This is a genomic window from Paenibacillus sp. FSL P2-0121 (genome assembly GCF_037975345.1).
In the GTDB taxonomy this organism is placed as follows: domain Bacteria; phylum Bacillota; class Bacilli; order Paenibacillales; family Paenibacillaceae; genus Paenibacillus_AQ; species Paenibacillus_AQ odorifer.
This window is the reverse complement of record NZ_CP150245.1, coordinates 5,894,296-5,920,816: the sequence shown is the minus strand read 5'-3', so window position 1 is coordinate 5,920,816 and position 26,521 is coordinate 5,894,296. Positions and strand designations below refer to the sequence as shown.

At 44.2% G+C, this 26,521-nt stretch carries 26 protein-coding genes, 1 riboswitch and 1 other annotated feature; of the genes, 19 read left to right on the top strand and 7 right to left on the bottom strand.

The features are described 5' to 3' along the window. Positions 1-31 precede the first annotated feature (31 nt). Positions 32-1,831: a M3 family oligoendopeptidase gene (locus MKY54_RS26105; protein WP_076184769.1), complete on the top strand. Its 1,800-nt coding sequence runs from the start codon at positions 32-34 to the stop codon at positions 1,829-1,831. A 612-nt stretch (positions 1,832-2,443) separates the two neighbouring features. Further along, complete coding sequence (locus MKY54_RS26100; protein WP_036685297.1) at positions 2,444-2,854, top strand: hypothetical protein; 411 nt, start codon at positions 2,444-2,446, stop codon at positions 2,852-2,854. A gap of 153 nt (positions 2,855-3,007) precedes the next feature. Here MKY54_RS26100 and MKY54_RS26095 read toward each other — a convergent pair whose 3' ends face one another. Together MKY54_RS26095 and MKY54_RS26090 are read right to left on the bottom strand one after the other, a co-directional pair. After that, the gene (locus MKY54_RS26095) at positions 3,008-3,238 is read right to left on the bottom strand and encodes an alpha/beta-type small acid-soluble spore protein (protein WP_036685295.1); all 231 of its coding nucleotides are present in this window, start codon (positions 3,236-3,238) and stop codon (positions 3,008-3,010) included. A 201-nt stretch (positions 3,239-3,439) separates the two neighbouring features. Further along, positions 3,440-4,414: an aldose 1-epimerase gene (locus MKY54_RS26090; protein WP_076184767.1), complete on the bottom strand. Its 975-nt coding sequence runs from the start codon at positions 4,412-4,414 to the stop codon at positions 3,440-3,442. A 134-nt stretch (positions 4,415-4,548) separates the two neighbouring features. Further along, positions 4,549-4,788 (top strand) — a binding site (T-box leader). A gap of 63 nt (positions 4,789-4,851) precedes the next feature. Between MKY54_RS26090 and trpS the strand changes: the two genes are divergently transcribed. Then, complete coding sequence (gene trpS, locus MKY54_RS26085; protein WP_036685592.1) at positions 4,852-5,838, top strand: tryptophan--tRNA ligase; 987 nt, start codon at positions 4,852-4,854, stop codon at positions 5,836-5,838. Between the two features lie 2 nt (positions 5,839-5,840). Here the strand turns inward: trpS and MKY54_RS26080 are convergent, their stop codons facing one another. Beyond that, positions 5,841-6,029 (bottom strand): hypothetical protein, encoded by a 189-nt coding sequence (locus MKY54_RS26080; protein WP_036685291.1) that lies wholly within the window; start codon positions 6,027-6,029, stop codon positions 5,841-5,843. A gap of 105 nt (positions 6,030-6,134) precedes the next feature. Beyond that, positions 6,135-7,136 carry a metal-dependent hydrolase gene (locus MKY54_RS26075; RefSeq protein WP_076218717.1) on the bottom strand — a complete coding sequence of 334 codons (1,002 nt, stop codon included), beginning with the start codon at positions 7,134-7,136 and terminating at the stop codon, positions 6,135-6,137. Between the two features lie 232 nt (positions 7,137-7,368). Here MKY54_RS26075 and cyoE point away from each other — a divergent pair, with 232 nt between their 5' ends. Together cyoE and MKY54_RS26065 are read left to right on the top strand one after the other, a co-directional pair. Beyond that, positions 7,369-8,301, top strand: a complete 933-nt coding sequence (gene cyoE / locus MKY54_RS26070; protein WP_036685285.1) for a heme o synthase — start codon at positions 7,369-7,371, stop codon at positions 8,299-8,301. A gap of 23 nt (positions 8,302-8,324) precedes the next feature. Further along, positions 8,325-8,942, top strand: coding sequence for an SCO family protein (locus MKY54_RS26065; RefSeq protein WP_036685589.1), 618 nt, complete (start codon positions 8,325-8,327; stop codon positions 8,940-8,942). Between the two features lie 95 nt (positions 8,943-9,037). Here the strand turns inward: MKY54_RS26065 and MKY54_RS26060 are convergent, their stop codons facing one another. Together MKY54_RS26060 and MKY54_RS26055 are read right to left on the bottom strand one after the other, a co-directional pair. Next, positions 9,038-9,385: a DNA primase gene (locus MKY54_RS26060; protein ID WP_339188430.1), complete on the bottom strand. Its 348-nt coding sequence runs from the start codon at positions 9,383-9,385 to the stop codon at positions 9,038-9,040. A 133-nt stretch (positions 9,386-9,518) separates the two neighbouring features. Next, complete coding sequence (locus tag MKY54_RS26055; RefSeq protein ID WP_076308836.1) at positions 9,519-10,706, bottom strand: MFS transporter; 1,188 nt, start codon at positions 10,704-10,706, stop codon at positions 9,519-9,521. A gap of 270 nt (positions 10,707-10,976) precedes the next feature. On the opposite strand from MKY54_RS26055, the gene MKY54_RS26050 reads away from it, so the two are divergent. The 13 genes from MKY54_RS26050 (at position 10,977) to MKY54_RS25990 (ending at position 25,385) form a co-directional block, all read left to right on the top strand. Then, entirely contained in the window at positions 10,977-11,414 is a 438-nt protein-coding gene (locus MKY54_RS26050; protein ID WP_076127990.1) for a hypothetical protein, read from the top strand. Positions 11,415-11,477: 63 nt separating this feature from the next. Beyond that, a complete protein-coding gene (locus MKY54_RS26045) occupies positions 11,478-12,623 on the top strand; it encodes a transglutaminase-like domain-containing protein (protein ID WP_076127989.1) in 1,146 nt (381 codons plus the stop codon). A gap of 172 nt (positions 12,624-12,795) precedes the next feature. Then, positions 12,796-14,871: a penicillin-binding transpeptidase domain-containing protein gene (locus MKY54_RS26040; protein ID WP_339188428.1), complete on the top strand. Its 2,076-nt coding sequence runs from the start codon at positions 12,796-12,798 to the stop codon at positions 14,869-14,871. A gap of 31 nt (positions 14,872-14,902) precedes the next feature. Continuing rightward, on the top strand, positions 14,903-17,008 hold the full coding sequence (locus tag MKY54_RS26035; protein ID WP_076193375.1) for a penicillin-binding transpeptidase domain-containing protein: 2,106 nt from the start codon (positions 14,903-14,905) through the stop codon (positions 17,006-17,008). 75 nt (positions 17,009-17,083) lie between these two features. Further along, entirely contained in the window at positions 17,084-17,851 is a 768-nt protein-coding gene (locus tag MKY54_RS26030) for a Cof-type HAD-IIB family hydrolase (RefSeq protein WP_339188426.1), read from the top strand. 58 nt (positions 17,852-17,909) lie between these two features. Next, positions 17,910-18,395 carry a DUF456 family protein gene (locus MKY54_RS26025; protein WP_038573189.1) on the top strand — a complete coding sequence of 162 codons (486 nt, stop codon included), beginning with the start codon at positions 17,910-17,912 and terminating at the stop codon, positions 18,393-18,395. A 26-nt stretch (positions 18,396-18,421) separates the two neighbouring features. Then, the gene (locus MKY54_RS26020; RefSeq protein WP_076127983.1) at positions 18,422-20,047 is read left to right on the top strand and encodes a polysaccharide biosynthesis protein; all 1,626 of its coding nucleotides are present in this window, start codon (positions 18,422-18,424) and stop codon (positions 20,045-20,047) included. Positions 20,048-20,125: 78 nt separating this feature from the next. Beyond that, on the top strand, positions 20,126-20,470 hold the full coding sequence (locus tag MKY54_RS26015) for a thioredoxin family protein (RefSeq protein WP_076127982.1): 345 nt from the start codon (positions 20,126-20,128) through the stop codon (positions 20,468-20,470). 101 nt (positions 20,471-20,571) lie between these two features. Next, positions 20,572-21,555, top strand: coding sequence for a heme A synthase (locus tag MKY54_RS26010; RefSeq protein WP_339188424.1), 984 nt, complete (start codon positions 20,572-20,574; stop codon positions 21,553-21,555). 155 nt (positions 21,556-21,710) lie between these two features. After that, positions 21,711-22,445, top strand: coding sequence for a Cthe_2314 family HEPN domain-containing protein (locus tag MKY54_RS26005; protein ID WP_076127978.1), 735 nt, complete (start codon positions 21,711-21,713; stop codon positions 22,443-22,445). A gap of 102 nt (positions 22,446-22,547) precedes the next feature. Next, positions 22,548-22,683, top strand: a riboswitch (SAM riboswitch). A 102-nt stretch (positions 22,684-22,785) separates the two neighbouring features. Then, entirely contained in the window at positions 22,786-23,802 is a 1,017-nt protein-coding gene (locus tag MKY54_RS26000) for a methionine ABC transporter ATP-binding protein (RefSeq protein ID WP_076127976.1), read from the top strand. After that, entirely contained in the window at positions 23,802-24,461 is a 660-nt protein-coding gene (locus MKY54_RS25995) for a methionine ABC transporter permease (protein WP_076099375.1), read from the top strand. Before MKY54_RS26000 ends, MKY54_RS25995 begins: the two co-directional genes overlap by 1 nt. 57 nt (positions 24,462-24,518) lie before the next feature. Then, positions 24,519-25,385 carry a MetQ/NlpA family ABC transporter substrate-binding protein gene (locus MKY54_RS25990; RefSeq protein ID WP_036685252.1) on the top strand — a complete coding sequence of 289 codons (867 nt, stop codon included), beginning with the start codon at positions 24,519-24,521 and terminating at the stop codon, positions 25,383-25,385. A gap of 158 nt (positions 25,386-25,543) precedes the next feature. On the opposite strand, the gene MKY54_RS25985 is transcribed toward MKY54_RS25990, so the two are convergent. Further along, positions 25,544-25,792 (bottom strand): NifU family protein, encoded by a 249-nt coding sequence (locus tag MKY54_RS25985; protein ID WP_036685249.1) that lies wholly within the window; start codon positions 25,790-25,792, stop codon positions 25,544-25,546. Between the two features lie 81 nt (positions 25,793-25,873). On the opposite strand from MKY54_RS25985, the gene MKY54_RS25980 reads away from it, so the two are divergent. Beyond that, positions 25,874-26,128, top strand: coding sequence for a YuzB family protein (locus tag MKY54_RS25980; RefSeq protein WP_036685247.1), 255 nt, complete (start codon positions 25,874-25,876; stop codon positions 26,126-26,128). Positions 26,129-26,521: the final 393 nt, after the last annotated feature.

Sequence of the window (26,521 nt, the reverse complement as noted above, 5' to 3'; positions counted from 1 at the left end):
TCAAATGAAAGCAAAGGAATGGTGAGTACACATGAAACAACCGTTATCACTGACTTGGGAACTTGATACTATTTTTCCGGGGGGTTCTTCGTCTGCAGAGTTAGAAGGGTTCTTGAGCAAGCTTGAAAAAGATATTTTATCCTTGCAAGGCTTTGTGAAGGATGCTGTGGCACCAACGGATGTTGCGTCTACAAAAGCATTGGATGAGGTTATAGCATTGCTTCAGAGCTGTTCAGGAAGACTTGTGGAGGTCACTTCCTTCGCAGACTGTCTAGGCGCTCAGAATCAGATGGACAAGGGTGCGGTAAGGCTGGCGGCCAAAGTGACAAGCATGCGCGCTGGATTCGAAGGGATCAGCTCGCAATTTAGCAATGTCCTTCGTCAGACTACGGACAAGGTATGGGCTGAGTGGATGGCTCGTCCAGAGATTGCTCCTTTAACGTTCGTACTGAGCGAGAGCCGTGATTTGGCCCGTGAGAAGATGAGCCCTGAGCTGGAAAGCTTAGCGTTGGAATTAGCTGTTGACGGATATCATGGATGGAGCGGGCACTATGATACGATTGTGAGCTCGATCAAGATCCCATTTGAGGATGAAGAAGGAACAAAGCTGCTATCTGCTGGTCAAGCTTTTAATAAGTTGGATGATCCAGATCCAAAAGTGCGTCAAACGATGTTCCATAAATGGGAAGAGGCTTGGACTGAAGCGGCAGATAATTGCGCGGATACCTTAAATCACTTAGCAGGCTTCCGCCTGAAGCTCTATAAGGGCAGAGGCTGGGACGATGTTCTGAAAGATCCGCTCAGCATCAATCGTATGACACAGGACACCTTAAATACAATGTGGGACGTGATTACGAATAGCAAACCTGTACTTGTGTCCTACCTTCAGCGTAAAGCCAAGCTGCTGGGGCTGGATTCTCTCTCATGGGTCGATGTCGAAGCTCCTGTAGGCAAATCCTCCGGCAAGATCCCTTATGATCAAGCTGCGAAGGATATCGTCACACAGTTCCGTAAATTTAGTCCTAAGATGGCTGAGTTTGCAGAGCGTGCCTTTGATAATAACTGGATCGAGGTTGAGGATCGTAATGGCAAACGCCCTGGTGGATTCTGTACTTCCTTCCCTGAGAGTAAAGAATCACGGATATTCATGACTTACAGCGGCACACCTTCCAATGTTTCAACATTGGCCCATGAGCTGGGACATGCTTATCATTCCTACCTGCTTGATGATCAACCTGTATTTAATCAGAATTATGCAATGAACGTTGCAGAGACCGCTTCAACCTTTGCAGAAGTGATTGTATCTGATGCTCAGGTTAAAGCTGCGGGCAATGCAGAGGAGAAGCTGGCTCTGCTTGAAACGAAGATACAGAACAGTGTGGCATTCTTTATGAACATTCACGCTCGATTCTTGTTCGAGACTCGCTTTTATGAGAAACGTAAGGAAGGTCTTGTAAATGCTGAGGAACTGTCCGCTCTGATGGTGGAAGCACAGAAAGAAGCTTTCTGTGGTGTGCTTTCTGAATACCATCCTCACTTCTGGGCGTCGAAGCTGCATTTCTATATCACAGATGTACCTTTCTATAATTTCCCGTACACCGTTGGTTATATGTTCAGTACAGGCTTATATCGTCTGGCATTACAAGAGGGAGCTTCCTTTGCAGACAAATACGATAGCTTGTTGCAGGATACCGGCGTGATGACATTGGAGGATTTGGTGCTCAAACATTTGGGTGTGGATCTGACAAAACCGGATTTCTGGCAAGGAGCTACAGATCTGATTGTGGCTGATATCAACGAGTTCTTGGAGATGACAGAGCATTTAGCATGAAATGTCTAAAATAAGACAAATTTCAGTGCGCAAAAAATAACGGAATTTCAGTGTGAACACGCAAAGACCCCGGTCAAGGGGTCTTTTTTTAATGCTTAAATGTCGAAAACCCCCGGTTTATAAAAATTAATATACGAATGATCCATGAATTTTGCGCATTACTAGGGATAATAACCCAATTTTGTAGAATAATGTTGTTTGACGTATTTAAGGGGTCTATAATGAGCCTTGAGCCTTATAAAAGGCTTGCATGGAAGACAAATGAGCTCAGCTCAAAAAGCTTAAGTAAGCGCTTACTAAGCCGATTTGTACGAAGTAAACTCGAAGTAGCTAAGCTCACAAAACGATATAAATCGAACCAGAAACTTGGGAAAAGGGGAAGGAGTGGCGGAGGGGAATTTTGGAACTGTAAGAGCGAGAGCGACTGCCTTTGTCTCCGAATTTCACCCGCTATACGCGTAAGAATTCAAGAAATTTGGAGACAACAGCGGCTGGAAGTCCAAACATTCCCCGCAGTGGCGACGGACTCTTAGCCCAAATATTTAGGGTTCGATTTATAAGACGAAGAAAACTCGAAGAAGCTAAGCTCACAAAACTTTTAGGAGGAAAGATATGCTTAAGACAGAACAGCTATCATTAGCAAGACAGATGGATTTGGTGTTTAGGGAACTGCAAGAGGAATTATCAGGACTATCTTCCGGTACCGTATTTGTGCAAATACGAAATAATACCATTGGCAAATTCGGCATACGTCATCACCCTTTAGCCGGTCGGGGGGGTGGATTCACAGAAGTGAAGGAAGGAATAACGGAGAGCCAGCAGTCTTCTTTTCGTTTAATGGCACTGGAGAGTCTGAAATACAAACGCCGTTGGACTCATGGTGAGATCAGCTATGAATTCGCTATAAGACAGGGCAAGCTAATCGTAGATGCTACGCTGGAGTCTAATTATAATATGGCGAATCTGATGATTCGATCTCCCCGTAATGCTTACGCCGAGAGTGCTGATCAATTTTTAAGTTAAACGTTTTACATAAAAATTGTTTGCAGCTGGGACTATAGGCTATAAATTAGAAAAACCCCCCACAGCTTCTAGAAGAAGTGTGAGAGGTTTGAAAGCTAGTCGGCAATAGGCTTTTTAAGACCTCTGCCGGATAAAACACTTAAGATAACGATGTTACTGACGACCGGACAGTTGTTGTTCTGCCAGTTGTACTAGACGTTTAGTGATGTAACCTCCCAAAGAACCAGTTTCGCGGGAAGTGTAGTTCCCGTAATAACCGTCAGCTGGGATCGTTACTCCAAGCTCTTGTGCTGCTTCATATTTCAATTGTTGCAACGCTGCATTTGCTTGAGGAACTACAAGGTTATTGGAACGGCTGCTACGACCTTGACCTGCTTGACCCATGTGTGTCACCTCCTTCGCCCGTTGTGAAGATAGTATGAGCGCTAAGAGGCTAATTCATGCATGCTATCGAAAGGTTTTAAGGATGGTAATTATTAGTCGATTAAAAGTAAGGGTAGAAAGCCCAAATAACTAAGCTCGCACAAAAAAATCGGCCTTCTCTTACGTAAACGCAAGGGAAGACCGATATAATGTATATCTGCTTTAATTCTCGGGATAGATCATTTCCAGCATAGTGGACAGCTCAAGACTTTGACCTGGTTCTACCTTCAGCAAGCCCGTGAAGGAAGGGTCATCGGAAACGTTAGGAGCATCCGGGAGCCAGGTGTAAGGTTCGATGCACAGAAATTGATCGGCCGGCCCTTTGGTATACAGGACCCAGTGACGGAAATGATTCTCGTCAGCTGTATAACGAAGACCATAACCATCATCGCGTAATAGCAAGGCTTCTACGGGCTGCTTGTCACCAATACGTAGAGCAGTATCAAAATTAGTTCCCTGGAGGTTGATTCCAGAGTTTAGTGAATCTAGATCACCAAGTGGAATTAGATTGCCGCTAGGGAGCAATTCATCGTTTAGTTCATAAATGCTGTTTACGGGCAGCTTGAGATTCCAGCGTTCAGGTTCTCCATCGATCATAAACCAGGTGTGATAGCCGATCCCAAAGGGAATACGATGATCGCCGAGATTTGTAACCTTTAAAGTCTGGCTGAGCCGGGCATCCTGAAGCCTGAATGTCATTTCGAATTTGAGTGGAATGGGAAATTGCTCCATCCAGTGCGGATCATCTTCAGTAAGGAATTCAGTAGTGACTGCACAACCGTCCTCGTCTTCTTCAATATCGCTGACACACCAGGATTGAGTCCGGTGTAGACCATGGATATGATTGTCACCAGCGGTATTCTGGTCAAATTGATAACTTGTACCCTCGAATTGAAATTTTCCTTTACGAATTCTTCCGGGTGGAATTAAGAGCGGGATGCCAAAATGGTAAGGTTTTTGCATAAAGAAAGCTTGATCGCTTTCATCAGGCCGCCGCAGAATTTCCCGTTGTTCTTTTACATCAAACAATGAAATCACGTTGTTTCCTAGTCGCGGCAAAAGCGTGACTTCCAGTTCGCGGCTGTGCAAAATATAAGTATCATAACCGCCCCACTGCCCTTTGGTCACCTGTTTCATGAGATATGCTCCTTTATCGTAACTGTAATCGAATAGAACATGGATAACCTTATCATAACAGATTTATGCGGAAGTGGTTAAGTGATTTGACAACTTCTCTTTATGGTTCTATGATGAAGGCATTAAATTATGATGAGAATGTGATGACGGGGACAAGTAGACAGGAAATGCACCTTCAGAAAGCCGGTGGTTGATGCGAACCGGTAGGACACTCCTGATGAATGGACCCCTGAGCGCCGCGCTTGAACGGGAGCAAGATGCCCTAGTAGACCGGCCGGATCTTCCCCGTTAACGGAAGACTAAGGCTGTTTCCTTTTGACTATACAAAGGTTAAGCAGCGAATAAGGGTGGCACCACGGTCTCACGTCCCTTGCGGATGAGGCTTTTTTTGCGTTCTCGGAAATTGGAAATCACATCTAACGGAGGTCTATATTATGTTGAAAAAAGTAATGTCAGGCATACAACCGAGCGGTTCTCTAACTTTGGGTAACTATATCGGAGCGCTGAAAAATTTTGTGAAGCTGCAAGACGATCATCAATGTTTCTTTATGGTTGTCGATATGCATGCGATCACCGTTGCTCAAGATCCTGCGGCACTGCGTGAGCAGTCTGAAGCTGTAGCTGCACTCTTTATCGCGGCAGGAATTGATCCTGTGCGTTCGAATGTATATATGCAGTCTCATGTGCCTCAGCATGCGGAATTGGGCTGGATCATGACTACGCTGACGGCAATGGGCGAGCTTGAGCGTATGACACAGTTCAAAGATAAATCATCAGGTAAGGATTCAGTTGGCGCGGGCCTATTCGTATATCCTTCTTTAATGGCAGCAGATATTCTTGTTTATAATGCGGATCTTGTGCCAGTAGGTGAAGATCAGAAGCAGCACTTGGAGTTGACCCGTGATTTAGCTGGCCGATTCAATAACCGTTTTGGCGAATTCTTTACGATTCCTGAACCGTATATCCCTGAAGTGGGCGCACGCATTATGTCTCTGGATGATGGCACTAAAAAAATGAGCAAGAGCAGCCCGAATGCAGGCAGCTATATTGCCCTGTTGGATTCGCCGGATGTGATCCGTAAAAAAATCAGCCGCGCAACGACTGATTCTGGACGTGAAGTGATCTTTGATCCGGCTAACAAGCCAGAGATTAGTAACTTGATGAGTATTTACTCGGAATGTTCTGGAATGTCCCTTCAGCAAATTGCCGATCGTTATGAGGGACAAATGTATGGTGGCTTTAAGAAGGATCTTGGGGAAGTGGTTGTATCCACACTTGAGCCTTTGCAACAAAGATATCATGAAATTCGCAGTTCAGGTGCGATCACTGATATTCTTGCCGAAGGTGCTGAACGCGCACGTATTGTTGCAGCTGAGACGTTGAATGGCGTAAAAGAGCGGATGGGCTTTCTGCCAGCTCGTTAATCTTAGTCAGAGCTTAAGCTTTCCTGTTTGCGTCTAATTCTGGCTTTGAGGATAAATCCCCAGCCAATATTCATTACGCAAAGAAAACCAAGCAGAAGTGCCAGCCAGAAGCTATAGCTGATCGCGATTGAAGCGGCAGTGAGAATAAGAATAGAAGAACAAGCGAACCAAAGTGAGAGTCCTTTACCCATTAAGAGCCTTCCTTTCCGTGTCTGCTAAAATGAATCCCGGAGTATTATAAAATACTCCGGGATTTTTTGTGATTATAGAATAGATCTCTCAGTAAGTCTACAGTTTCATCGTAAAGAACCAGGGTCGATGGAAAATCGTTTGTCGAGCTTATCACTGCTAAGCCAGCCTACATAAGTATTTAAAGGTTTATATTGGTTATCCATAACTAATACAGCCACAAAAGGGTATTGTTTGCGGTGTAAATAACGAACGTCTCCCCAGCGCACCATATATCCTGAAGGAAGCTCCTCCACTTCGGCAACCGCATAAGAGGTGAAATATAGAAAGGACTGAATATCTGGATGCGACTTGGATATTTCGACAGCGGGATGATTCGAGCAGACCGCATGTTTGAACCATTCCAGGCGGTTGTTCAGTAGCTGTCCAACGTCATAGCTGCCGTCTTTTTTCACTTTAACTACGTTCCAGCGTTTAAGTGAAATTGTAGGGATTACAATATAACGTTCACCAGCATTATGGTGTATATCTTTAAGCTTGATGTTTCGTGTAAGGCGGGCATGAACAACCGTTCTCCAAATATAATAAAGAATGGTACAGGCATAAAGCGTAATAAATAAAGGTTTGGGCGGCACAATCCCAGTGATCCAGAGTAGAATAGCTGCGATATGGCTGCCAAAAATAAATGGATCGAAAATGTGGATGATATTCCAGGCAATCCATTTCTCAGTAAATGGACGGGCGGCCTGGGTTCCGTAGGTGTTAAACAGATCAGAGAAGACGTGCACGCCTACGCCTATGAAACCCCAGAGTGCAACATGGCTTAAAGCTGCCAAATCAGTAAATCCAAACAGAGGCCCTAAGACTAGGGCAATCAGAGCGGGCCACAAAATTAGAAAAGGCAAGGAGTGTGTGATTCCCCGGTGATTACGAATATATATTGCATTGTCCTTCAGTCTTAATGCGGTATCGGCATCAGGAGCTTGTGAGCCTAAAATCGTAGCCAGCATAACGGCTCCGGCCAGTTTAGGGTCAGAAGCAACGACAGGATCTACGAATGAAAGTCCGGCTAACCCTATGCCCATAACTAAATGTGTAGCGGTGTCCATTGGTCAGTTCTCCTTTGTTGTTCGGAAGTACATTATTAATAATTACCCAAATACAGCTTAGGTTATTAACGGGCTGGAAATAAATATTGTCACGTAATTGTCAAATTCATGAACATACTGTGCCATGACTGTCAAAGTCTCCTCGGGTTTGATATGATAAAGTTAACAGCGAAGTCTATTTAGTGCTTCGGCTAGAACGTTAGAAGTTCGTTTAGAAGGAGGATCATTTGGTGTGGATAATCATATAACATTTCAAGCTTCTTCCGATTCTGCAGCTATGTCTGCAAAATCTCCACCGGAAGGTGCAAGTTGGCGTGATTTCATTACCGTAACAAAACCCGGTATTATCCGATCTAACCTCATCGCTGCCTTTGCAGGATATTGGCTGGCTTCAGGTTGGGATGTTCAATACGGCAGATTAGTTCTGACTCTGCTCGGTACAATGCTGGTTATGGCTTCGGCCTGTGTTTTTAATAACTATTTCGACCGTGACCTGGACATGAAGATGGAAAGAACGCGCGATCGGGGGCTTCCTACAGGACGACTGAAACCCAAAACCGTATTGCTGTATGCTATTGGGCTAGGGATTGCGGGCTTGATTGTACTGTTTGCTTTTTCCGGAGTTTTAGCCGGTCTGTTCGGGATTGTAGGGATGTTCGTTTACGTTGTAGTATACACCCTTTGGTTGAAACGGACATCAACATGGAGCACTTCAGTAGGTGCGATCTCTGGAGCTATGCCACCGGTAATTGGCTACGTTGCAGTTACGGGAACAGTTGATCTAGGGGCTTGGCTGATGTTTGCGATGTTGTTTCTGTGGCAACCTCCCCATTTCTGGGCACTCGGGATTAGACGTAAAGAAGAATATAGAGCCGCTGGATTTCCGCTGCTGCCTGTAGTCAAAGGAACACGTCGTACGAAGTTTCAAATGATTCCTTATGTAGCACTGTTGCTGCCTATTCCAGTGTTAATGTACGCCTACGATTATGCAGGCATTTTTTATCTGGTGATTTCAACAGCGCTGTCCCTGGCTTGGTTAATCATAACCTTGATGGGCTTTGCAGCAAAAGATGACGAAGTCTGGGCGAAGAAGAACTTCCTCTTCTCCATTAACTACCTAACGGTAAGTTTGATCGTACTTGTATTGAATACGATTCACGGTTAAGAAGAGGGAGGGTATTATTGTCCGTGCAGACCTTTAAGCGTTATAAATGGACCTGGATTCTACTATTGCTTGCTTTGGTAATGGCTGGTTATCTGGCAGTTAATTCTTTGAATTTAGGAAAAGAAAAACTGCCGGTAATCGGAGAAGTGCAGGACTTTTCACTTGAAAATGTGGATGGAGACCAGATTACTCTGGCTGATACACAAGGTAAGGCGCGGCTGGTATACTTTTTTTTCACACAATGTCCGGATGTATGTCCTATAACTACGTTTCTGTTATCTCAGACGCAGAAAATTCTGGTCGACGATGGCAGCTTTGGAAAAGATACGGCGTTCGTCTCCATTTCTTTTGATCCAGAGAATGATACGCGTGAAGCCATTAAAAGCTTTGCGGACCGTTTCCAGGCAGATTATAAGGGTTGGTACTTCTTACGGGGGGATCAGGAAGTCATTCGTAAGCTGGCAACTGATTCTTTTAAAGTACTAATTGCAGGGAATAGTAAAGAAAATTTCGTACATGCCAATCGCATAGCATTGGTTGATCGAGACAATCGTCTCCGTGCATTGTATGACGCAGGGGATACGGATAACATAACGCCTGAATTTCTTGCCGATAGGCTGAATGAATTGGCTCGTGAATAGAACATAACCGCATAACAGAAACGCCTTTTTCGAATCCCATTTATTGAAGGATAACGAAAAAGGCGTTTTTAATTTCTTAGGCAATATATCGCGAATCAAAAAGGAATGGGTTCAGGGTAAATGATGAACTCTTCCAGACCCGCTTTTTCAAGCTGATTGATATTGTATTCATCTGGAGTGCCTTCCACTCCGGCATAACCCCGGCGTGTATAGATGTGACAGGCATCGGGAAAGGCATCGCGGAGAATCCCGCGTATTTTTTTGCCTGAACTGTCGTTATCCATATAAAGATATACTTCTCCATCTCCTACTTTTTGTCGCAGGGACTCGAGTTTGAGCGTATTTAATGTACCAAAGGTACAGAGGATTTCGACTTCCGGTACCAGCACGCGTCGTAATCTGCTGCGATCGTTTTTGCCTTCGACAATAATCGTAATGGACATTTGCTGACAATCACCTCCGGAAATGAAGTCTGAACTTACAGACTCATTATAGTTTACCGAAGGAGGAGCAGTTTTAACAACTGTTTCTACAGGAAAATCTTCATTCCCCGGGAAATGTCGTAAAAACAATAAATCATGCGGCCCGCCCATTCCATTTGGAAGAGTAGGTAGACAGTTTGGTTGAATTTTTTGGCGGAAGCAGTAATAGTGCAACCATCAGCAATAGAAAGGCAATGAAATAAGGTGAAACAACGGCTCTTAATTGTCCTGCGGCCACAGGGCCTGCGAATGCGCCTAGTGACATGGCTATCGACTGCATGGAGAAGGTGCGTCCCATACGTCCTGGTCCACCTAGACTAATAAAGAGCGATGCCATTGCAGGAAATAATATTCCTTTAGCTGCACCCAGCATAAAGAGAATAACGGAAGCGGGAATGCTGTGAAGTGAGGCAAGCGCAAAAAAACAAAGGGCCATTCCTAGCAAGGCCACGGCTATTCTTCCTCCTGGGGAAAAGCGGTTCAGGAAGAACAAACTGAGTGTTACCAAAGCCCCTAAGCTAAGGAGCGATAAAAGAATGCCTGTGGAAACAATGCTATTACTTCCGGTCTGAGATAGAGGAAGTTCAAAGAACAGAACCCCTTGTGAACAAGAAACGAAAAAAGGCAGCAGATAATAACGTTTGGAAACTGGATTGGCATCGGTTATAGGGACCGAAGGAAGATCCTGTTTTTTTAAAGGAGGTGCTGCAGAGTTTACAGGGCGTACTAAACGCCGGGCAGGTGCCGGTACACTGAAAAAAGCCATGATGCCTGTAGCGATAAGCAGCCATCCCAATGTGGTGAAGGTGCCGGAATAGCCAGCTTTAGCTACGATAAAGGCCCCCGCTGCTGGGGATACCACTGAAGCTAAGGTATGAACGATACCATGTCCGGACATATATTTCCCCTGCTCAGTAGCATCAGATGATAATGAAGCCAGCAAGGTCATGCACGCTGGAGAGAGGAAGGCGAGCGCGAACCCGCTTGCTGCTCGTAGCATCAGCAAATGCCACGGAAGCTGAGCATGAGCCTGCAGCAGTAGAATGGCTCCCGCAGTAACAAGGCTAAAGACGATGTAGCGGCGGCTGCCATTACGATCGACGAGTACGCCTGCGAGCAAATTGCCAGGAAGATGGGTTAACGAATACATGCCCATCATCCAGCCAATAAAGGCGGGTCCCGCACCAAGAGAGATGGCAAAGGGCGTTAGAATAGGATACTGTGCATGTAAATCAAAAAACGCCAGAAAAAGAAACAGGTACAGCCACAGCGCAGTTTTCACAGGGAAACACCTCCGAGAGCCACCTACAATAAAGATTAATGCAGGAAGGCGGATTTTAAGAAGATCAAATTTAAGCAACTACTTGTACTTTACGTGGGACAGAGAGGGCTTATACCGCTTTTTTAATTCCTATAAGCAGGTATACCTTTCTCTGGCTGTGGAACCATGAATTATGATGGGCATTCATGTATAATAATTAATATTGGCGTCATGTCTATAGAGGAGATAATCCTTAGGACGAAACTAGGTGATAGGGGTGTTGTGAGGTTGATGGATCCAGAGGTGTGGTCACAGTTTATTAGAGAGAATTGGTTAGTTATTGTTATTGCGCTCATTCTGTTGTTTGCGGTTGTTAATTTGGTCAAAACGATGTTGAAATGGGCGATTGTCATTATTATCGTTGTAGGTCTATTCATCTATAGTGGTGTGACAATGGACCAAATTGGTAACGCTGTGAATAAGGTGGCAGATGGAACGGTAAGTACGGTGAAGAAGGAAGCACAAGAGGTTATGCTTAAAGAGGCGCAGGATGCGAAGTACACTTCAAATGGTGACGGAACATTTACGATCACAACTCCGAATATTGAAGTGAAAGGTACTACTGGCGAAGATAAGGTAGAGGTTACTTTCCGCGGAGTTAGTCTTGGGAAGTGGAGTATTACTGATACCACACAAACATTTATCGAGGAAGCTCGGAAACATCAATAAACGGCTTCAGTTTAAATTATTATCAAAAACAAGCAAGCGGGCGACTGAAAGGGGAGATTGGATATGATAAACGGTTGGTTGACTAGTCTGAGTGATGCAAATATCATCTCCATCGCCCTCCTGCTGGTAGTAGTCTTTTCACTATTGCAAGGCTGGAGCAGAGGGTTCTCAAGTGCTACCGGAAGATTATTCGGTCTGCTGGGAACAGGACTGTATACAATAGCTTCTTTGGTGCTGGCCATTCCTGCTGCGGCTTATCTCAATCCTCATGTACAGACTTGGGCAGCAGGAATAAGTCTGCCTGATAAACAGCTGACCCAGTGGCAGCAAATTTATTATACGGCTGTGTCTGTGCTGGCGGAATCGCCGCTGGTGCGGTTTCTATTGTTGTTATTGCTCTCTTATATCTTAATTCGCATGCTTCTGGGATTGTTGTCTATGCTGCTCCCATTCCATCAGCTACGGCGCACCAAGACATTTAAGGACAGAAAGATTACGCAAGTAAGCCGTATGGGCGGAGCTATCATAGGATTAATTATAGGCTTGACTCGTGGTTTGATTATTGTGCTTGCTCTCTTCATTTGTGTTGGCCTAAATCCAGAAAGTCAATTTAGCCGTTATGTGGAATCTTCTCCGATCTACAGTCAAAGCGCTGCCGCTGTATTTGAGCCCTTTGTTGGGGAGACCGTGCAGAAAAAGCTGCCTATTCTGACGAAGACCGTTGCAGCTGAGATGAATGATATCCTGCGCAGAAAATATGAAGTTATTGATCATGACATTCCACAAGATATTGTGGGTGCGGCTGAAGATATTATTGGACAAGCGCAAGGAGACGAGAAGAAAGCCAAACTACTGTATGATTGGGTAGGAACACGAGTAACTTATGATTACGCCAAAGCGGAAAATTATGAAAAAAATAGAATTTGGCATGAACAGACCCCGCAGGATACCTTCGACACACGCATAGGGGTATGTATTGATTATGCCCGTCTTTACGCTGTAATGGCCCGCTCCCAAGGATTGCAGGTGCGCGTTGTAACGGGTCAAGGCTATGATGGTCGAGGCGGGTATGGCGCACATGCCTGGAATGAAGTTTATATAAGTGACCGGCAAGCTTGGATTCCATTGGATCCCACTTGGGCGAGCAGTGGAGATTGGTTTAATCCGAAGGATTTTGACGATACGCATATTAGGGAGAACGCACTCTGAGTGAGGGCGCCGCACTCCTTCCGTGTGGTACAATAAACTCATACCAACCGCTCTAACACAAATGCGAGTGCAATGCTCACAATCAGCTTCTTAGAAATCACCTTCATTATAAGAGCAATGTCGCTGGCTAAGGCAATTCAGACATTATTTTATATAGAAGGGAAGAAAGCTGGTGAGCTTTGGGAAGCAGCTCCCGCCTGCGGACGGGAAATCTTCGAAACATTCTGTAGGTCTGAGATTGAATCTGTTTTTCTTTGGCACTTTTTTTATTTTTTGTATCATTATTGTGCGTCTTGCAGGTTTGCAGTTTACTGAGGGAGCTTTGCTGACAGAAGAAGAGATCAAACGGGATACGAAGTTTGTTCCGCTGGCAGCCATGCGAGGGATTGTTTTTGCTGCTGGGGGTGAGCAGATAGCCTATTCTACACCTGTTGAGTCGCTCTATCTTACCCTAAATAAGGAATATACAGCTAAAACTACCGATAAAGTAACGGGTGAAACCTCACTAACGGAAAAAGCGAAAAATAAGTCTAATGACCTTGCAGCAAGATTAGTAGCGGAGTTTGAGAAATATGGAAGTGCAGATGCCCCTAAGTTAACGCAGCAGGACGTGCTGGATTTACTTGATCTGGACTTTAAAAAGTATCTGGGTTATGTACCGCGTCGTATAAAAGCAGGGCTAACTTCAGAAGAAATAGCTTATTTCATGGAACATAAGGATGAATATCCAGGTATTACCATTGTGGAAGAAAGTGTACGCCACTACGATAAAGATACGGTAGCTGTGCAGACGGTGGGTTTTGGTAAACCTTTTAAATCAACCGAAGACATAGCGATGTACAAAAATATTCGTAGTGCAATGAAAGACAATTCTTCACCGGGACTTATGTATAAAACGGAAGAATATGTAGGATTTGATGGTCTGGAAATGCAGTATCAACGCGAACTGCGCGGAGAAAATGGTTATCAGGTCATTTCGGTCACTCCTCAAAATATGGCGGAGAAGGTAGAACAGACCGTTCCCCCTGTAAAAGGCAATAACATTTGGATGACCATTAATAAGAATGTTCAGATGAAGACTGAACAGGCCATATTGGATCAGATTAAATGGTTGCATACCAATGCTGTTCAAGGCGAAACTCATCCTGATGCTTTAACAGGTTATGCAGTAGCAATGGAAGTAGAGACTGGGAATATTGTCGCTATGGCGAGTATGCCTGATTACGATTCGAATGTATGGACAAAGGACTCACTGCCTACATCTGTCTGGAATAAAATTATGAATAATCATCTGAATGGTACAATTACCTCGAATTCTTCCGGGAGATCGGGTCATGATTTTAGCTCACTTGTATTCTTGGGATCGACCATTAAACCGTTAAGTGTATTAATTGGTTTAAATGAAGGATTTTTTAACACCTCGAGCACCTATCCCGATGTGGGGATTACCTATTTCGGTAAGGATGATAAATCATCGGTTAGAAATTCATCAGGTCACGTCTATGGAAAACTGTATCCGGCTGATGCTATCAAGCAATCCTCTAACGTATTTATGGTAGATATGGTCGGAAAGCAACTATACAAGAAATACCTGGGGGATAAAGGTGTAGAGGTCTGGGACGAATATATGAAAAAGTTCGGACTGGGTGTGTCAACACAAAGTGGTCTTCCCGGTGAATCACCAGGTCAGATTAACTATACAGATTTCAAGGCTGCAGGGAGCTCACAGGCCGCGCTCGTCTACGCATCTTTTGGCCAGCAAGGCAGTTATACTACATTACAGCTTGCCCAGTATGCTACTACACTTGCAAATGAAGGTGTTCGAATTAAACCGCAGCTTGTAAGTAAGATTACTGATGCGCAAGGTAAGGTGGTTAAGGAATTTAAAAAAGAAGTGCTTAATAGCGTAACCTTTGATAAATCGTTCTGGAGAGAAATCAAACAGGGAATGAGCAGTAAAGTTAGTGCTTTTGACGATTTTCCTTATGATTTTGCCCGTAAGACAGGAACCTCTGAAAAAACGGATAGAAAAAATATAAACCGTGATAACGGGGTCTTTATTGCCTTTGCTCCACGTGAGAATCCGAAGCTGGCTGTAGCGGTTGTGATTCCGGAAGGCGGCTTTGGCTCCAATAGTGCAGCTCCGGTTGCCCGTAAGATTTTTGATGCTTATGATTGGGAATATGGGCTGGATGGGGTTCCGAAGAAGAATATTCCACCTGTGGCAGATCCCGTTCAAGAACAATAAGCTTAAATTAGAGAAAAAGGAGAGAAAAACTGTGAGTTTTTTCCGTAAGCAGGCCTCACCTCCTGACGAGACCAGCAGCAAAAGTTCCATTGGCCTGCGACTCAACGTGTTTTTCTTTAGCACGTTCGTTATATTTTGCGTAATCATCATCCGACTAGCTGTTCTGCAGTTCGTGGAAGGTCCAACTTTAACTGAGGTAGAGACGAGTAGAGATACTAAAAATGTACCGTTAGCTTCCATGAGAGGGGTTATATACGCTGCAGGTGGTGAGAAGCTAGCTTATTCCACACCTGTTCAATCGCTGTATATCACACTCAATAAAGAGTATACGGCTAAGGAAACAGATAAAGTCACCGGTAAAACAACGCTGACCCCAGAGGCTAAGGCCAAGTCTGATGCATTGGCAGCCAAGCTGGTAGCTGATTTCAATAAATATGGGGATCCAAATGCAGAGAAGATGACGGAGAAAGATGTAATTGATGCGTTGGATTTATATTTCCGTAAATCACTTGGCTTTATGGCACGGCGAATTAAGGCTGATCTGACTACTGAAGAAGTTGCTTATTTCATGGAACATAAAGGAGAATATCCAGGGCTTGAGATTGTCGAGGAGAGCATTCGTCATTACGATAAAGATACGGTTGCTGTACAGACGATTGGTTATATCAAACCCTTCAAATCCGCGAACAGTCTTAATATTTATAAAAACATTCTAAGTGCTATGAAAAACAATCCGGAGCCAGGGCTAACGTATAAGGATGATGAATTTGTTGGATTCGATGGGCTGGAGCTGAAATATCAGCGTGAGCTTCGCGGGCAAAACGGCTATCAGGAAATTTCTGTCAATCCACAGAATATGGCGGAGAAAATTGAGCGTGTCGTTCCGCCTGTCAAAGGAAATGACATCTGGACAACAATTAATAAGAACGTTCAGATGAAGACAGAACAGGCGATAACAGATCAGCTCAAATGGTTGCACTCTAATACCGTACAAGGCAGAACGCATCCGAATGCTTTAACGGGATATGCAGTAGCGATGGAAGTAGATACTGGCAATATTGTTGCTATGGCGAGTATGCCTGACTATGATACGAATGTTTGGACAACGGGTTCTTTATCTGCAGATGTCTGGAACAGTATTATGGATAACTATCAGAACGGTACGATAACTCCTATTTCTTCGGGAACCTCAGGGAACGGACTAAGATCTGTATTGCTTCTAGGTTCAACGATTAAACCTTTGAGTGTACTCGTGGGCCTGAATGAAGGGTTGTTTTCAACTTCTTCTTATTATCAGGATAGAGGTTTTGCGACTTTTGGTAAGTCTGGGCATGAAACGAAGGTAAGAAACTCTTCTAACCACGTATATGGTTCTTTGGATCCTGCTAGAGCCATTGAGAAATCCTCGAATGCATTTATGGTCGATATGGTCGGTAAAAGATTGTATGACAAATATAAAAGCAAAGGGATAGACATCTGGGATGTCTATATGAAAGAGTTCGGCCTTGGTGTATCTACGGGAATTGACCTGCCAAATGAATTCTTGGGTCAAAGAAACTATACCAATATAGAAGCTGCTGGTAGTGCGCAGTCCGCACTGGTCTATGCCTCTTTCGGACAACAAGGAAGTTATACAGTAATGCAGCTTGCGCAGTATGTTACAACACTTGCTAATGAAGGACAGCGGATTAAACCTCAATTGGTTAGCAAGATTACTGATGCAGATGGAAATATAGTCAAAGAGTTTAAACGTGAGGTGCTCGATGAAGTAACAAACTTCGATAAGTCCTACTGGAATGAAATTAAGCAGGGGATGCGAAGTGAAGTTAGTGCTTTTTCCGATTTCCCTTATGACTTTGCCCGTAAGACGGGAACCTCTCAGCAAGTAGCTAAGGGTGAAATTCGCGATAATGGGGTATTTATTGCATATGCTCCACGTAATAATCCTAAGTTGGCTGTGGCGGTTGTAATCCCTGAAGGTGGTTTTGGTTCACAAAGTGCGGCACCAGTCGCACGTAAAATATTTGATGCCTATGATTGGGAATATGGCCTTGATGGAGTTCCAAAGAAAAGTCTCCAGTCTGGCAATAATACTAATGATAATGCGAAGGAGGGAGAGACTACAGGTACCGAGTAACTCTGACCCTATGGCTAAGATTTAAAAAATAAACAGCTTCTCAATAGAGAGCATACAAGAATGGAGGGGTGGCAAATGATTGCCAAATACCGCCTGCTTGCATTGGATATGGATGGAACCCTACTGAATGATGAACAGATAATTACACCCACAACGGTGGAATGGATTCAAAAGGCGGTCAACGCAGGCGTTCATGTCTGTCTGTCGACAGGCCGGGCATTTGTAAGTGCCTTACCCTATGCAGAGCAGCTAGGTTTAGAGACACCGATGATCACTGTGAACGGCAGTGAGGTGTGGAGAGCGCCAAATGAAATATACCGGAGATCACTAATGGATCCCAAGCTGGTACAAGAAATGTATGATCTTGCAAAAGCAGATGACATCTGGTTCTGGGCTTATTCTCTGGACGAAGTTCTTAAACAGGATAACTGGGATGGGGATGTAACGGGTAGAGAATGGCTTAAATTCGGTTATCACACTGAAGATGATGAGCTTCGTCATAAGCTGTTGCTTCGTCTTCAAGATATGGGTGGACTGGAGATTACGAACTCTTCTCCGCACAATCTGGAGATTAATCCTCTAGGCGTGAATAAGGCAGCAGGAATAAAGGAAGTCTGCAAGCTGCTGGGAATAGAAATGTCGCAAGTTGTAGCTGTGGGCGACAGCCTTAACGATCTGGCGGCGATCCAGCAGGCTGGGCTTGGGGTTGCCATGGGCAATGCGCAAAAGACGGTTAAACAAGAGGCTGACGTTGTGGTGGCGACCAATAATCAAGACGGGATTGCTGAGGTCATCCAAAAGTATATCTTTACCGAAGCTGCAGCCTCTGTAGGCAGCAAATAATAAAAGCAGTACTGCGAAGTGAATCCATGGAGCATTATGCTAGTAGGAGGTTAAGGAATTGACGATCCTGGGTTGGATTCTTATCATTGTTTTGTTTGCTGTAGGATTGGCAGGGGCTGTGTATCCTATACTGCCGGGTGCGTTAGCGATCTATCTTGCCTTTTTTGTATACGGCTGGTTCTTTTCTTTTGAGCCCTTTGGGGTTTGGTTCTGGATTATTCAAACACTGATCGTTGTAGTTCTTTTTGTTGCTGATTATGTTGTAGGAGCGTGGGGTGTCAAAAAATTTGGCGGCTCACGTTCATCGATTATCGGGAGCACGATCGGGCTGATCTTGGGACCTTTTGTTATTCCAGCTTTTGGTCTTATCATTGGACCATTTCTAGGGGCTTTTATTGGAGAATTGATTGTGGGATCTTCCCCGTCTAAAGCTGCTAAGGTAAGTGTTGGCTCCATACTCGGCTTATTTAGCAGCACCTTGGTCAAAATCGTGTTGCAGGTAATTATGGTCGTCCTCTTTTTTATATGGGTCGCCCGGTTTTAATTTAACAGTGAAGAAGGGGAAAGAGTTTGTCCAAGAAAGAGTCTTTTGTTAAAGGCACGCTTATCCTTGCTGCTGCAGCTTTGGTGGCAAGGGTACTCGGGCTTGTCCAGCGGGTGCCGCTGGAGCATTTATTTAATGATGTTGGTAATGCTTCATTTACGCAGGCAAACACAGTTTATTTGATGTTATTACCGCTGGCTACAGCAGGGATTCCAAGTACATTAAGTAAAATGGTATCTGAGCGTTATGCACTGAATAGGCCAAATGAAGCTCAACAGGTGTATCGGGCGGCATTAATGTTTGGTGTTGTAGTTGGCGTAATTATGAGCGCATTGTTATACATAGGTGCTCCTTATTATGCAGAATATGCAAAAGTTCCTGAAAGTACTTTGGCGATCCGGGCCATAGCTCCGGCACTCCTACTCTTCCCTTCTATAGCAATGATGCGTGGGTACTTTCAAGGGCGGAATAATATGATGGCTGGTGGCATCTCTCAAATTGTGGAGCAGATCGCGAGGGTATCTACAGCTGTTCTTCTGGCATTTGTATTGTTACAAAAAGGGTACGACAACACTTGGATGGCTGCTGGAGCATCATTCGGTAGTGTATTTGGTAGTGTTGGTGCTTTTGGTGTAATGCTCTATTACGCTATGAAATTACGGCGTAGTGAGGGGCAAACTGCGTTATACGAAACGAATGAAGCGAAGCTTCCTCTATTTGGAATTTATAAGGATATATTTAAATTATCCATTCCTATCGTTCTATCTTCAGTTACGGTTCCAGTAGTGAACTTTATTGATACATCTTTAATTGTACCGTTACTGAGTGGACAAGTTGGTGTAGCTGATGCCACACGTGCTTTGGGTATTTTCGGGAGTCGGGCACAGAGTGTCGCCGGGATTCCGCCGGTTCTTTCTATAGCACTGAGCACTTCACTAATACCAATTATTTCAGCTGCATATGCCCGTCGGGATGAGAAACATCTAAAAGGGCAAGTGACGTTAGCACTTCGTATCTCTATTTTAACAGGAGCACCGATTGTTCTATCACTCGTAGTTGCTGCATATTCAGTTAATGGCCTCTTATTCAGTAGTTTAGATGGCAGTGGTATCGTAGCCATGCTTACTTTAGGAACGATCTTTCAGATTACGATGATGACAACGAACTCTATTTTGTTAGGTATGGGCAAATCGCGAATTTCCATGTATTATGTGTTAGCGGGTATTATTGTAAAATTAGTGGCAAGCTTATTACTTAGTAAGGTATTTGGCATCTACGGAATCATCGGTGCAACAGCACTTTGTTTCGTGGTCATTACTTTGCTTAACTTACGGATGCTGAAATCGATTGTGCCTTTTGAAATTATGGGCAAACGTTGGGGCGGTTTCGTGATTGCGGTACTTGTGTCCGGCGGGATTGGTTATGGCTTGAATGAGGCTGGGATTCTGTTAACAGATCTGATGCCTGCACGTTTGGCGTTTCTGATCACTTGTCTTGTTGTAGGAGCCGCTGTTGTTGTTATTTATCTAGTACTGCTTATTGTGCTGGGCGTGCTGACTAAACAGGAAATCTCCAGTTATCCGCGGGCGCTGCAAAAATTATTGAATCCGCTGATGAAGTTACAGCCTGCACGTGTTCGTATGAGAGAATAGGTTTGACTTCTACACTGCATTTTGCTTCACTTAAAGAGTAGAAAATAGACAGATATTGAAGAAGGGACTGAGTAAATCATGGACAAAATTAGTTCTCCTGCTGAATTTCAGGTAGCCATTCAATCACCTCGATTAACAGTGGCCATCTTCAAGGCTGACTGGTGCTCGGATTGCAAATTTATCGATCCTTTTATCCCAGAGGTAGAGCAGTCTTATGCAGACCGCCTTACACTGGTTGAGGTAGATGTTGATGCCGTGGGCGATGTTAGTCAAGAACAAAATATTATGGGTATTCCAAGCTTCGTCGCATATTCGGATGGACGGGAATTGGTTAGATTCGTTAATAAATTGCGCAAATCCCGTGAAGAGATTGAGAATTTCCTTGATAAAGCGGTCCAAGTGCATCAAAGCCTTCAAAAGTAATTCCTAAGGAACCACCGCTTTCGCCTGTTTGTGCAAAGCGGTGGTTTTTTGAAATATAAGTCTGGCTGCTTCTTCATTACTAAAAACTGCGGGTGATATTTTTGACGACAAATCAGTTGAAATGGCTTAGTTATCTTACTTGCCTTATCATGTTCCTCGCTGTACTCGGAGGAGCGGTAGTGACGAAGACTGGATCGGGCTTGGAATGCGGAAATGAATGGCCGCTCTGTCATGGAAAATTAATTCCGGCTTATACTATAGGCTCGATGATTGAATACACCCATCGCTTGTTTAGCGGTTTGGCAGGGTTATTCTCACTTGCCTCGATGTTTGCTTTTTGGCGTTATGCCCGTACTCGGCGCGATTTGCTGGGATATGCATTTATGACCTTAGTATTCGTCATCGTTCAAGGTGGTATGGGAGCGCTTGCAGTAATTAAATCCCAATCCGCTGCTGTAATGGCGTTGCATATGGGTTTTTCTTTGATCGCCTTTTCGAGCGCTATGATGTTGGCTCTTGGAACCAAGAGATGGCATGAAGCGCGCGAATATGATCATATACTGGAGGCTCAAAAGAAGCCCGTAAGTAAGGCTTTTCGCAATTTAACCTGTTTTACTGCCATCTATTCTTATATTGTCGTGTATATTGGAGCCTTTGTAAGTCATACGGATTCACAAGGCGGGTGTTCGGGTTGGCCGCTTTGTAATGGAGAATGGGTTCCGGAGCTTTCCGGAGGAGTAGGTGTTGTTTTTACACATCGGATTGCGGCTTTAATCTTATTCATGCTTACTGCGCTGCTCGGGCATTTAGCATTTTGGAAACATAAGGATTATCCAGAGCTTAGAGCGCTAGGTATAGCTGCAGCGCTGTTATGCTTGATGCAGGTATTTAGTGGGGCGGCTGTGGTTTACACCTTAGATAATGAAAGATTGTACATATTTGCCGCTTTGGCTCATATTTTGCTGATTGCCAGTTTGTTTGGTGTCTTATGTTATATGAGTGTAAGAGTCTGGCAGCTAAATCGCTCGAGTAGTGTCGTGTCTGGAAAAAATGTAACGAGCCCAATGATTCCACCGCCTTGGTAGAACATTCCCTCCGTGGATAGAGGTGCTTCACCCGCGGAATAATAAAGTGGAAATCGGTATATCGTGGAGCTGATTGGCCGATGCTTACGTCGCGAGTTTTGTACGAAGCAGTCCATGGAAGCAGACGCTGAACAAAACTTTAGGAGGACTGGGATATGCTGCGGGTATTACTTGGAGAGCCGCCTCGAAAGAACAGCGGTGTGTTGGCTGATGCGATGGAGAATATGGCCACTTTTGCAGCATTGCTGCGCAAGGAAATGAGTGCCCATGAGGATAATGACCATGAATACCGCAAGCTGGAGATTTGGACACGTGGGCTGATTTCCTCTCTGGATGAACTGGAGCAAAGTTGGTTCGCGGCCGCTTTTTACCGGAAATTAGTGATTGCGGGTTATATGGATGATATGACACCGGTGGAACAGGGCGATTATGCACGTTATGTTTATTTTTATAAAGATGGCTTTATCCGGGTTTTCTCTCTTCTGGACAAGCTTGGGACGGTACTGAATCATTTTTATGATCTCAAAACATCCAAATTAAAAACGCACTTTTCTTACTTTACAGTGCTGCGTCAGCTTCAATTATTGAATGTGCATCCTGCATTAGCGGATCAACTGGAAGAGATTAAGAACTCCTACCGCGATCCATTGGAGAATTTACGCAAGCGCAGAAATGCTGAAATTCATTATATGAATTCCGAAATGCAGGATGATTTGTGGCAGCGGCACCAAGGTCTGCATGACAAAATTCAGCTCGAGGATCTGGATAGCCATCTTGAGGATTTAAAACAATCGCTCGAAATGAACTGTAAGACATTAATCGCGGCATTCAGCTACAGCAATGAACAGCTGCGTAAGGAAATAAGCAAGGTAAAGAGCATAAAATCGTAATTGTTCAATATATTTCCTTTTGACAAAAATAGATAAACTCACTATACTTATGCTTGCATTAAAGTATGTACGATTTCAGAAAAAATATAATTTCATAACTTTATCTTATCGAGAGCGGCGGAGGGATAGGCCCGATGAAGCCCGGCAACCGATTTGTATCCAGCGCGGGAAGCGTTGTACAAATGTCATGGTGCTAATTCCTACAATGGCGCAGGTTGCGGTCGTTGGCAGATGAGAAGGCATTGTCTTAATAAACCCACAGAGCCTCTTGCGATCTGCATCGATCGTTGGAGGTTTTTTTGTATAGAATAAGTGAAGTATAAAGGGGGGGCGACGAGAGTTGATTAATCTAAAAGGGATAACAAAGGTTTATGGAAAAGGGAGTAATGCGGCAACAGCACTTTCTGGATTGAATCTGTCCATCGAGAAAGGTGAAATATTCGGAGTCATCGGCCACTCTGGAGCCGGGAAAAGTACATTGATCCGTTGCATTAATCTGTTGGAACGTCCGACAGAAGGAGAGGTCTGGGTAGACGGTGTTGAGCTAACCAGTCTTAACCAAGGTCAGCTGCAGGAACAGCGGCGCAAGATTGGGATGATTTTTCAACATTTCAATTTGCTGTCTTCAGCGACCGTGTACGATAATATTGCCTTTCCACTGCGCCTTGCAGGTACGTCGAGAACAGCTATTGATACAAAAGTCAAAGACCTGCTCGCTCTAGTTGGGCTTGAAGAACATAAAGATAAGTTTCCTTCTCAGTTATCTGGAGGACAAAAGCAGCGGGTCGGCATCGCCCGGGCACTAGCCAGTGACCCTGATGTGCTGCTGTGTGACGAGGCCACTTCTGCGCTTGATCCCCAGACAACAGATTCCATTCTTAAGCTGCTGCTCGATATTAATAAAAGATTCCATTTGACCATTGTGCTGATCACACATGAAATGCATGTAATCCAGAGCATCTGCGACCGTGTCGCGGTCATTCATGGTGGTGGGATTGTTGAGCAAGGCAAAGTTACAGAGGTATTTCTCAAGCCGCAGCATGAGGTTACACGCGATTTCATCCGCAGTGAGACACAGAATGAAGGACCTCTTCGAGTGGCGCTTGATGCTGCTGCCGGGGATAACTCTCAAGCTGTCAAAATTACTTTTTTCGGAGAAAAAACTTACGGCTCGGCACTATCCGATGTCGTGCGTGATACGGGTGTAAGCTTTGCAATCTTACATGGTACCATTTCAACGATTAAAGATGTGCCTTATGGACAGATGATTGTGCGGTTCGAAGGGCCAGCTGAGGCGATTGCTGTAACGATCTCCAGGCTAATTGCTCAAGGCCTTGATGTGGAGGTGATTTCGTAATGAATTTTGCAGATCTAAATTGGCAAGAAATGATGGATGCTACGGTTGCTACTATAAAAATGATATTTTTTTCCGGATTGTTCACAATTATTCTTGGTTTACCACTCGGAATTCTATTGTATTTATGGGGGAAATCGAATAGTATAGTAATCAGAGTAACTTACTCGGTCTTATCATTACTTGTAAATATTCTACGTTCCGTACCCTTTATCATTTTGATGGTGGCTCTAATTCCTTTCAGCAAAGCCGTTGTTGGAACCTCCATTGGTGTACTCGGTACGATTCCACCTCTGGTGATTGGTGCAGCTCCGTTTTTTGCCCGCTTGGTAGAGACGTCGTTAAGAGAGGTAGACCGCGGAGTCATCGAAGCCGCACAAGGTATGGGAGCATCGACGAACCAAATCGTTATGCGTGTTCTTTTGCCAGAAGCTCGTCCAGGCCTGCTCGCTGGAGTTACGATCACACTGGTTACACTGGTCTCCTATACAGCAATGGCTGGTATGGTTGGGGGCGGCGGATTAGGTGACTTGGCGATTCGTTACGGCTACCACCGCTATGAGACGGAGATTATGATTGTTTCTATAATATTTATTGTCGTACTGGTGCAATTGCTACAAATGGCCGGTGACCGACTCGTAAAACATTACACACGGAAATAAGGTACATCCATATATATCCTTATTCAATACAAAATATAGATTAGAGGGGGATTTACAATGAAAAAAGTACTACTTACATTTTTTAGCCTGACACTGGTTGCGGTGCTTGCGGCTTGCGGTAACAACAATGCATCTAATAATGCTGGGAGCTCGGCTGCTACAACAGCACCAAACGCAGAAGCAACAAGTGAACCTACTAAAGATCCAGTAAAATTGGTGATTGGTGCCTCACCTGTTCCTCATGCTGAAATTTTGAAGGCTATTGCTCCATTGCTTGAAAAAGATGGAATTACACTTGAAATCAAAGAATTCACTGACTATATTCAACCTAACGTGCAGCTTGATGAGAAGGAGTTAGACGCTAACTTTTTCCAACACCAACCGTATCTGGATGACCAAAACAAAAATAATAAAACCGACCTGGTCTCTGTTGCATCCGTTCACGTTGAACCTTTTGGAGCTTATTCCAAAAAAATCAAATCAATCGATGAGTTGGCTGATGGTGCAAAAGTTGCCATTCCGAACGATGCTACTAACGGTGGCCGTGCACTAATCCTACTTGCAAAAAATGGTCTGATTACCTTGAAAGATGATACAAACATTGCTGCAACAAAAGCAGATATCACTGAAAACAAGAAAAATCTCGACATCATTGAGTTGGAAGCAGCTATGCTCCCACGTCAACTGGATGAGGTAGACCTTGCTTTGATCAACACGAACTTTGCACTAGACGCTGGTCTTGTGCCAACTAAAGATGCATTGTTCATCGAGGGTGTAGATTCCCCTTATGCTAACATTTTGGTAACCCGTCAAGATAATAAAGATTCCGAAGCCATCAAAAAGCTGGTTGCTGCCCTGAATTCTCCAGAAGCTAAAGCTTTCATTGAAGAAAAGTACGAAGGTGCGATCATTCCAGCGTTTTAAGGAATGAAGCTAAATTCGTCTATAGTCATAACAAGAACCCGCAGCCAAGTTGGCTTGCGGGTTTTATGTTCTAAGGTTGTGAGAGAATGTTAAATCCTCTATAATAAGAAAATCCCGATCTCCTATACAGGAGAATCGGGAGGGTTATTGAACGGGATTTAGAATACTTGAACTACTTCTTCAACGCCTTCTACTTCTTCAAGGAGGGCGCGTTCAATCCCGGCTTTCAAGGTGATCGTGGAGCTTGGGCAGCTGCCGCAGGCACCCATAAGTTTCAACTTAACGATGCCGTCTTCCACATCGACCAGTTCTACGTCACCGCCATCGCGCTGCAGGAACGGACGAAGCTTATCCAGCACTTCTAGTACTTCATCATACATTTCGGTGCTTTGTGCATTCTCACTCATTTCTCAATCACTCCTTTCGTAAGTTCATTATAGTACAAAAAGTTAAAAAATAAAATGGTTAGGCGGAATAGGGAGATCATCATGAGACCAATTATTGAATTTTGTTCCAGCAACATGGGTCACGGAACAGACAAGCTAATGCATAAGCTGGAGGAAAATCCAGATTATGATGTCATTGAATACGGTTGTCTGAACAATTGTGGAGAGTGTTATTTAATGCCTTTCGCCATGGTTGAAGGTGACATTATTGCAGCAGACACTGTTGCAGAGCTAGAAGAGAAAATTGAGGCCAAGATCAAAGAGCTTGAGGCTTGGTTTAATATAGATCTTGACTAAATTTCTCGAGAAAAAAAGAGGGAGCACTCCATAATCTAAATTATGGAGTGCTCCCTCTTTTTGGAACCTTACTTGAACAAAATCCACCAATTTGATCGATTAGGCAACATATTGGAGAGTGCAGGGGCTACCGTGAAGGTGCCACCGGACTCAGGCGACCTTATATTGAGTGTTTTCCTACATTTGGATTGCTATCGGACCCCATAGTCACTATTCACTTGAAAAACAGCATAAATGAACCTCATTATAAGCAATAACTTCACTGGAGTCCGAAACTCTCCTTCAAAGGCTGAAAATTTGCGAATAAGGTCATCTGAGTCCGAAGGGTATACGCACCAATAACGTAATGAAGCTACTCTCGTGTTTATCTGAGAGTAGCTTCATTTAATACTT

Bases quoted from the DNA above. Each gene is read 5' to 3' on its own strand.
- MKY54_RS26105 (WP_076184769.1), top strand. From the start codon at position 32: ATGAAACAACCGTTATCACTGACTTGGGAACTTGATACTATTTTTCCG.
- MKY54_RS26100 (WP_036685297.1), top strand. From the start codon at position 2,444: ATGCTTAAGACAGAACAGCTATCATTAGCAAGACAGATGGATTTGGTG.
- MKY54_RS26095 (WP_036685295.1), bottom strand. From the start codon at position 3,238: ATGGGTCAAGCAGGTCAAGGTCGTAGCAGCCGTTCCAATAACCTTGTA.
- MKY54_RS26090 (WP_076184767.1), bottom strand. From the start codon at position 4,414: ATGAAACAGGTGACCAAAGGGCAGTGGGGCGGTTATGATACTTATATT.
- MKY54_RS26080 (WP_036685291.1), bottom strand. From the start codon at position 6,029: ATGGGTAAAGGACTCTCACTTTGGTTCGCTTGTTCTTCTATTCTTATT.
- MKY54_RS26075 (WP_076218717.1), bottom strand. From the start codon at position 7,136: ATGGACACCGCTACACATTTAGTTATGGGCATAGGGTTAGCCGGACTT.
- MKY54_RS26060 (WP_339188430.1), bottom strand. From the start codon at position 9,385: ATGTCCATTACGATTATTGTCGAAGGCAAAAACGATCGCAGCAGATTA.
- MKY54_RS26050 (WP_076127990.1), top strand. From the start codon at position 10,977: ATGGATCCAGAGGTGTGGTCACAGTTTATTAGAGAGAATTGGTTAGTT.
- MKY54_RS26045 (WP_076127989.1), top strand. From the start codon at position 11,478: ATGATAAACGGTTGGTTGACTAGTCTGAGTGATGCAAATATCATCTCC.
- MKY54_RS26030 (WP_339188426.1), top strand. From the start codon at position 17,084: ATGATTGCCAAATACCGCCTGCTTGCATTGGATATGGATGGAACCCTA.
- MKY54_RS26015 (WP_076127982.1), top strand. From the start codon at position 20,126: ATGGACAAAATTAGTTCTCCTGCTGAATTTCAGGTAGCCATTCAATCA.
- MKY54_RS26005 (WP_076127978.1), top strand. From the start codon at position 21,711: ATGCTGCGGGTATTACTTGGAGAGCCGCCTCGAAAGAACAGCGGTGTG.
- MKY54_RS25995 (WP_076099375.1), top strand. From the start codon at position 23,802: ATGAATTTTGCAGATCTAAATTGGCAAGAAATGATGGATGCTACGGTT.
- MKY54_RS25990 (WP_036685252.1), top strand. From the start codon at position 24,519: ATGAAAAAAGTACTACTTACATTTTTTAGCCTGACACTGGTTGCGGTG.
- MKY54_RS25985 (WP_036685249.1), bottom strand. From the start codon at position 25,792: ATGAGTGAGAATGCACAAAGCACCGAAATGTATGATGAAGTACTAGAA.
- MKY54_RS25980 (WP_036685247.1), top strand. From the start codon at position 25,874: ATGAGACCAATTATTGAATTTTGTTCCAGCAACATGGGTCACGGAACA.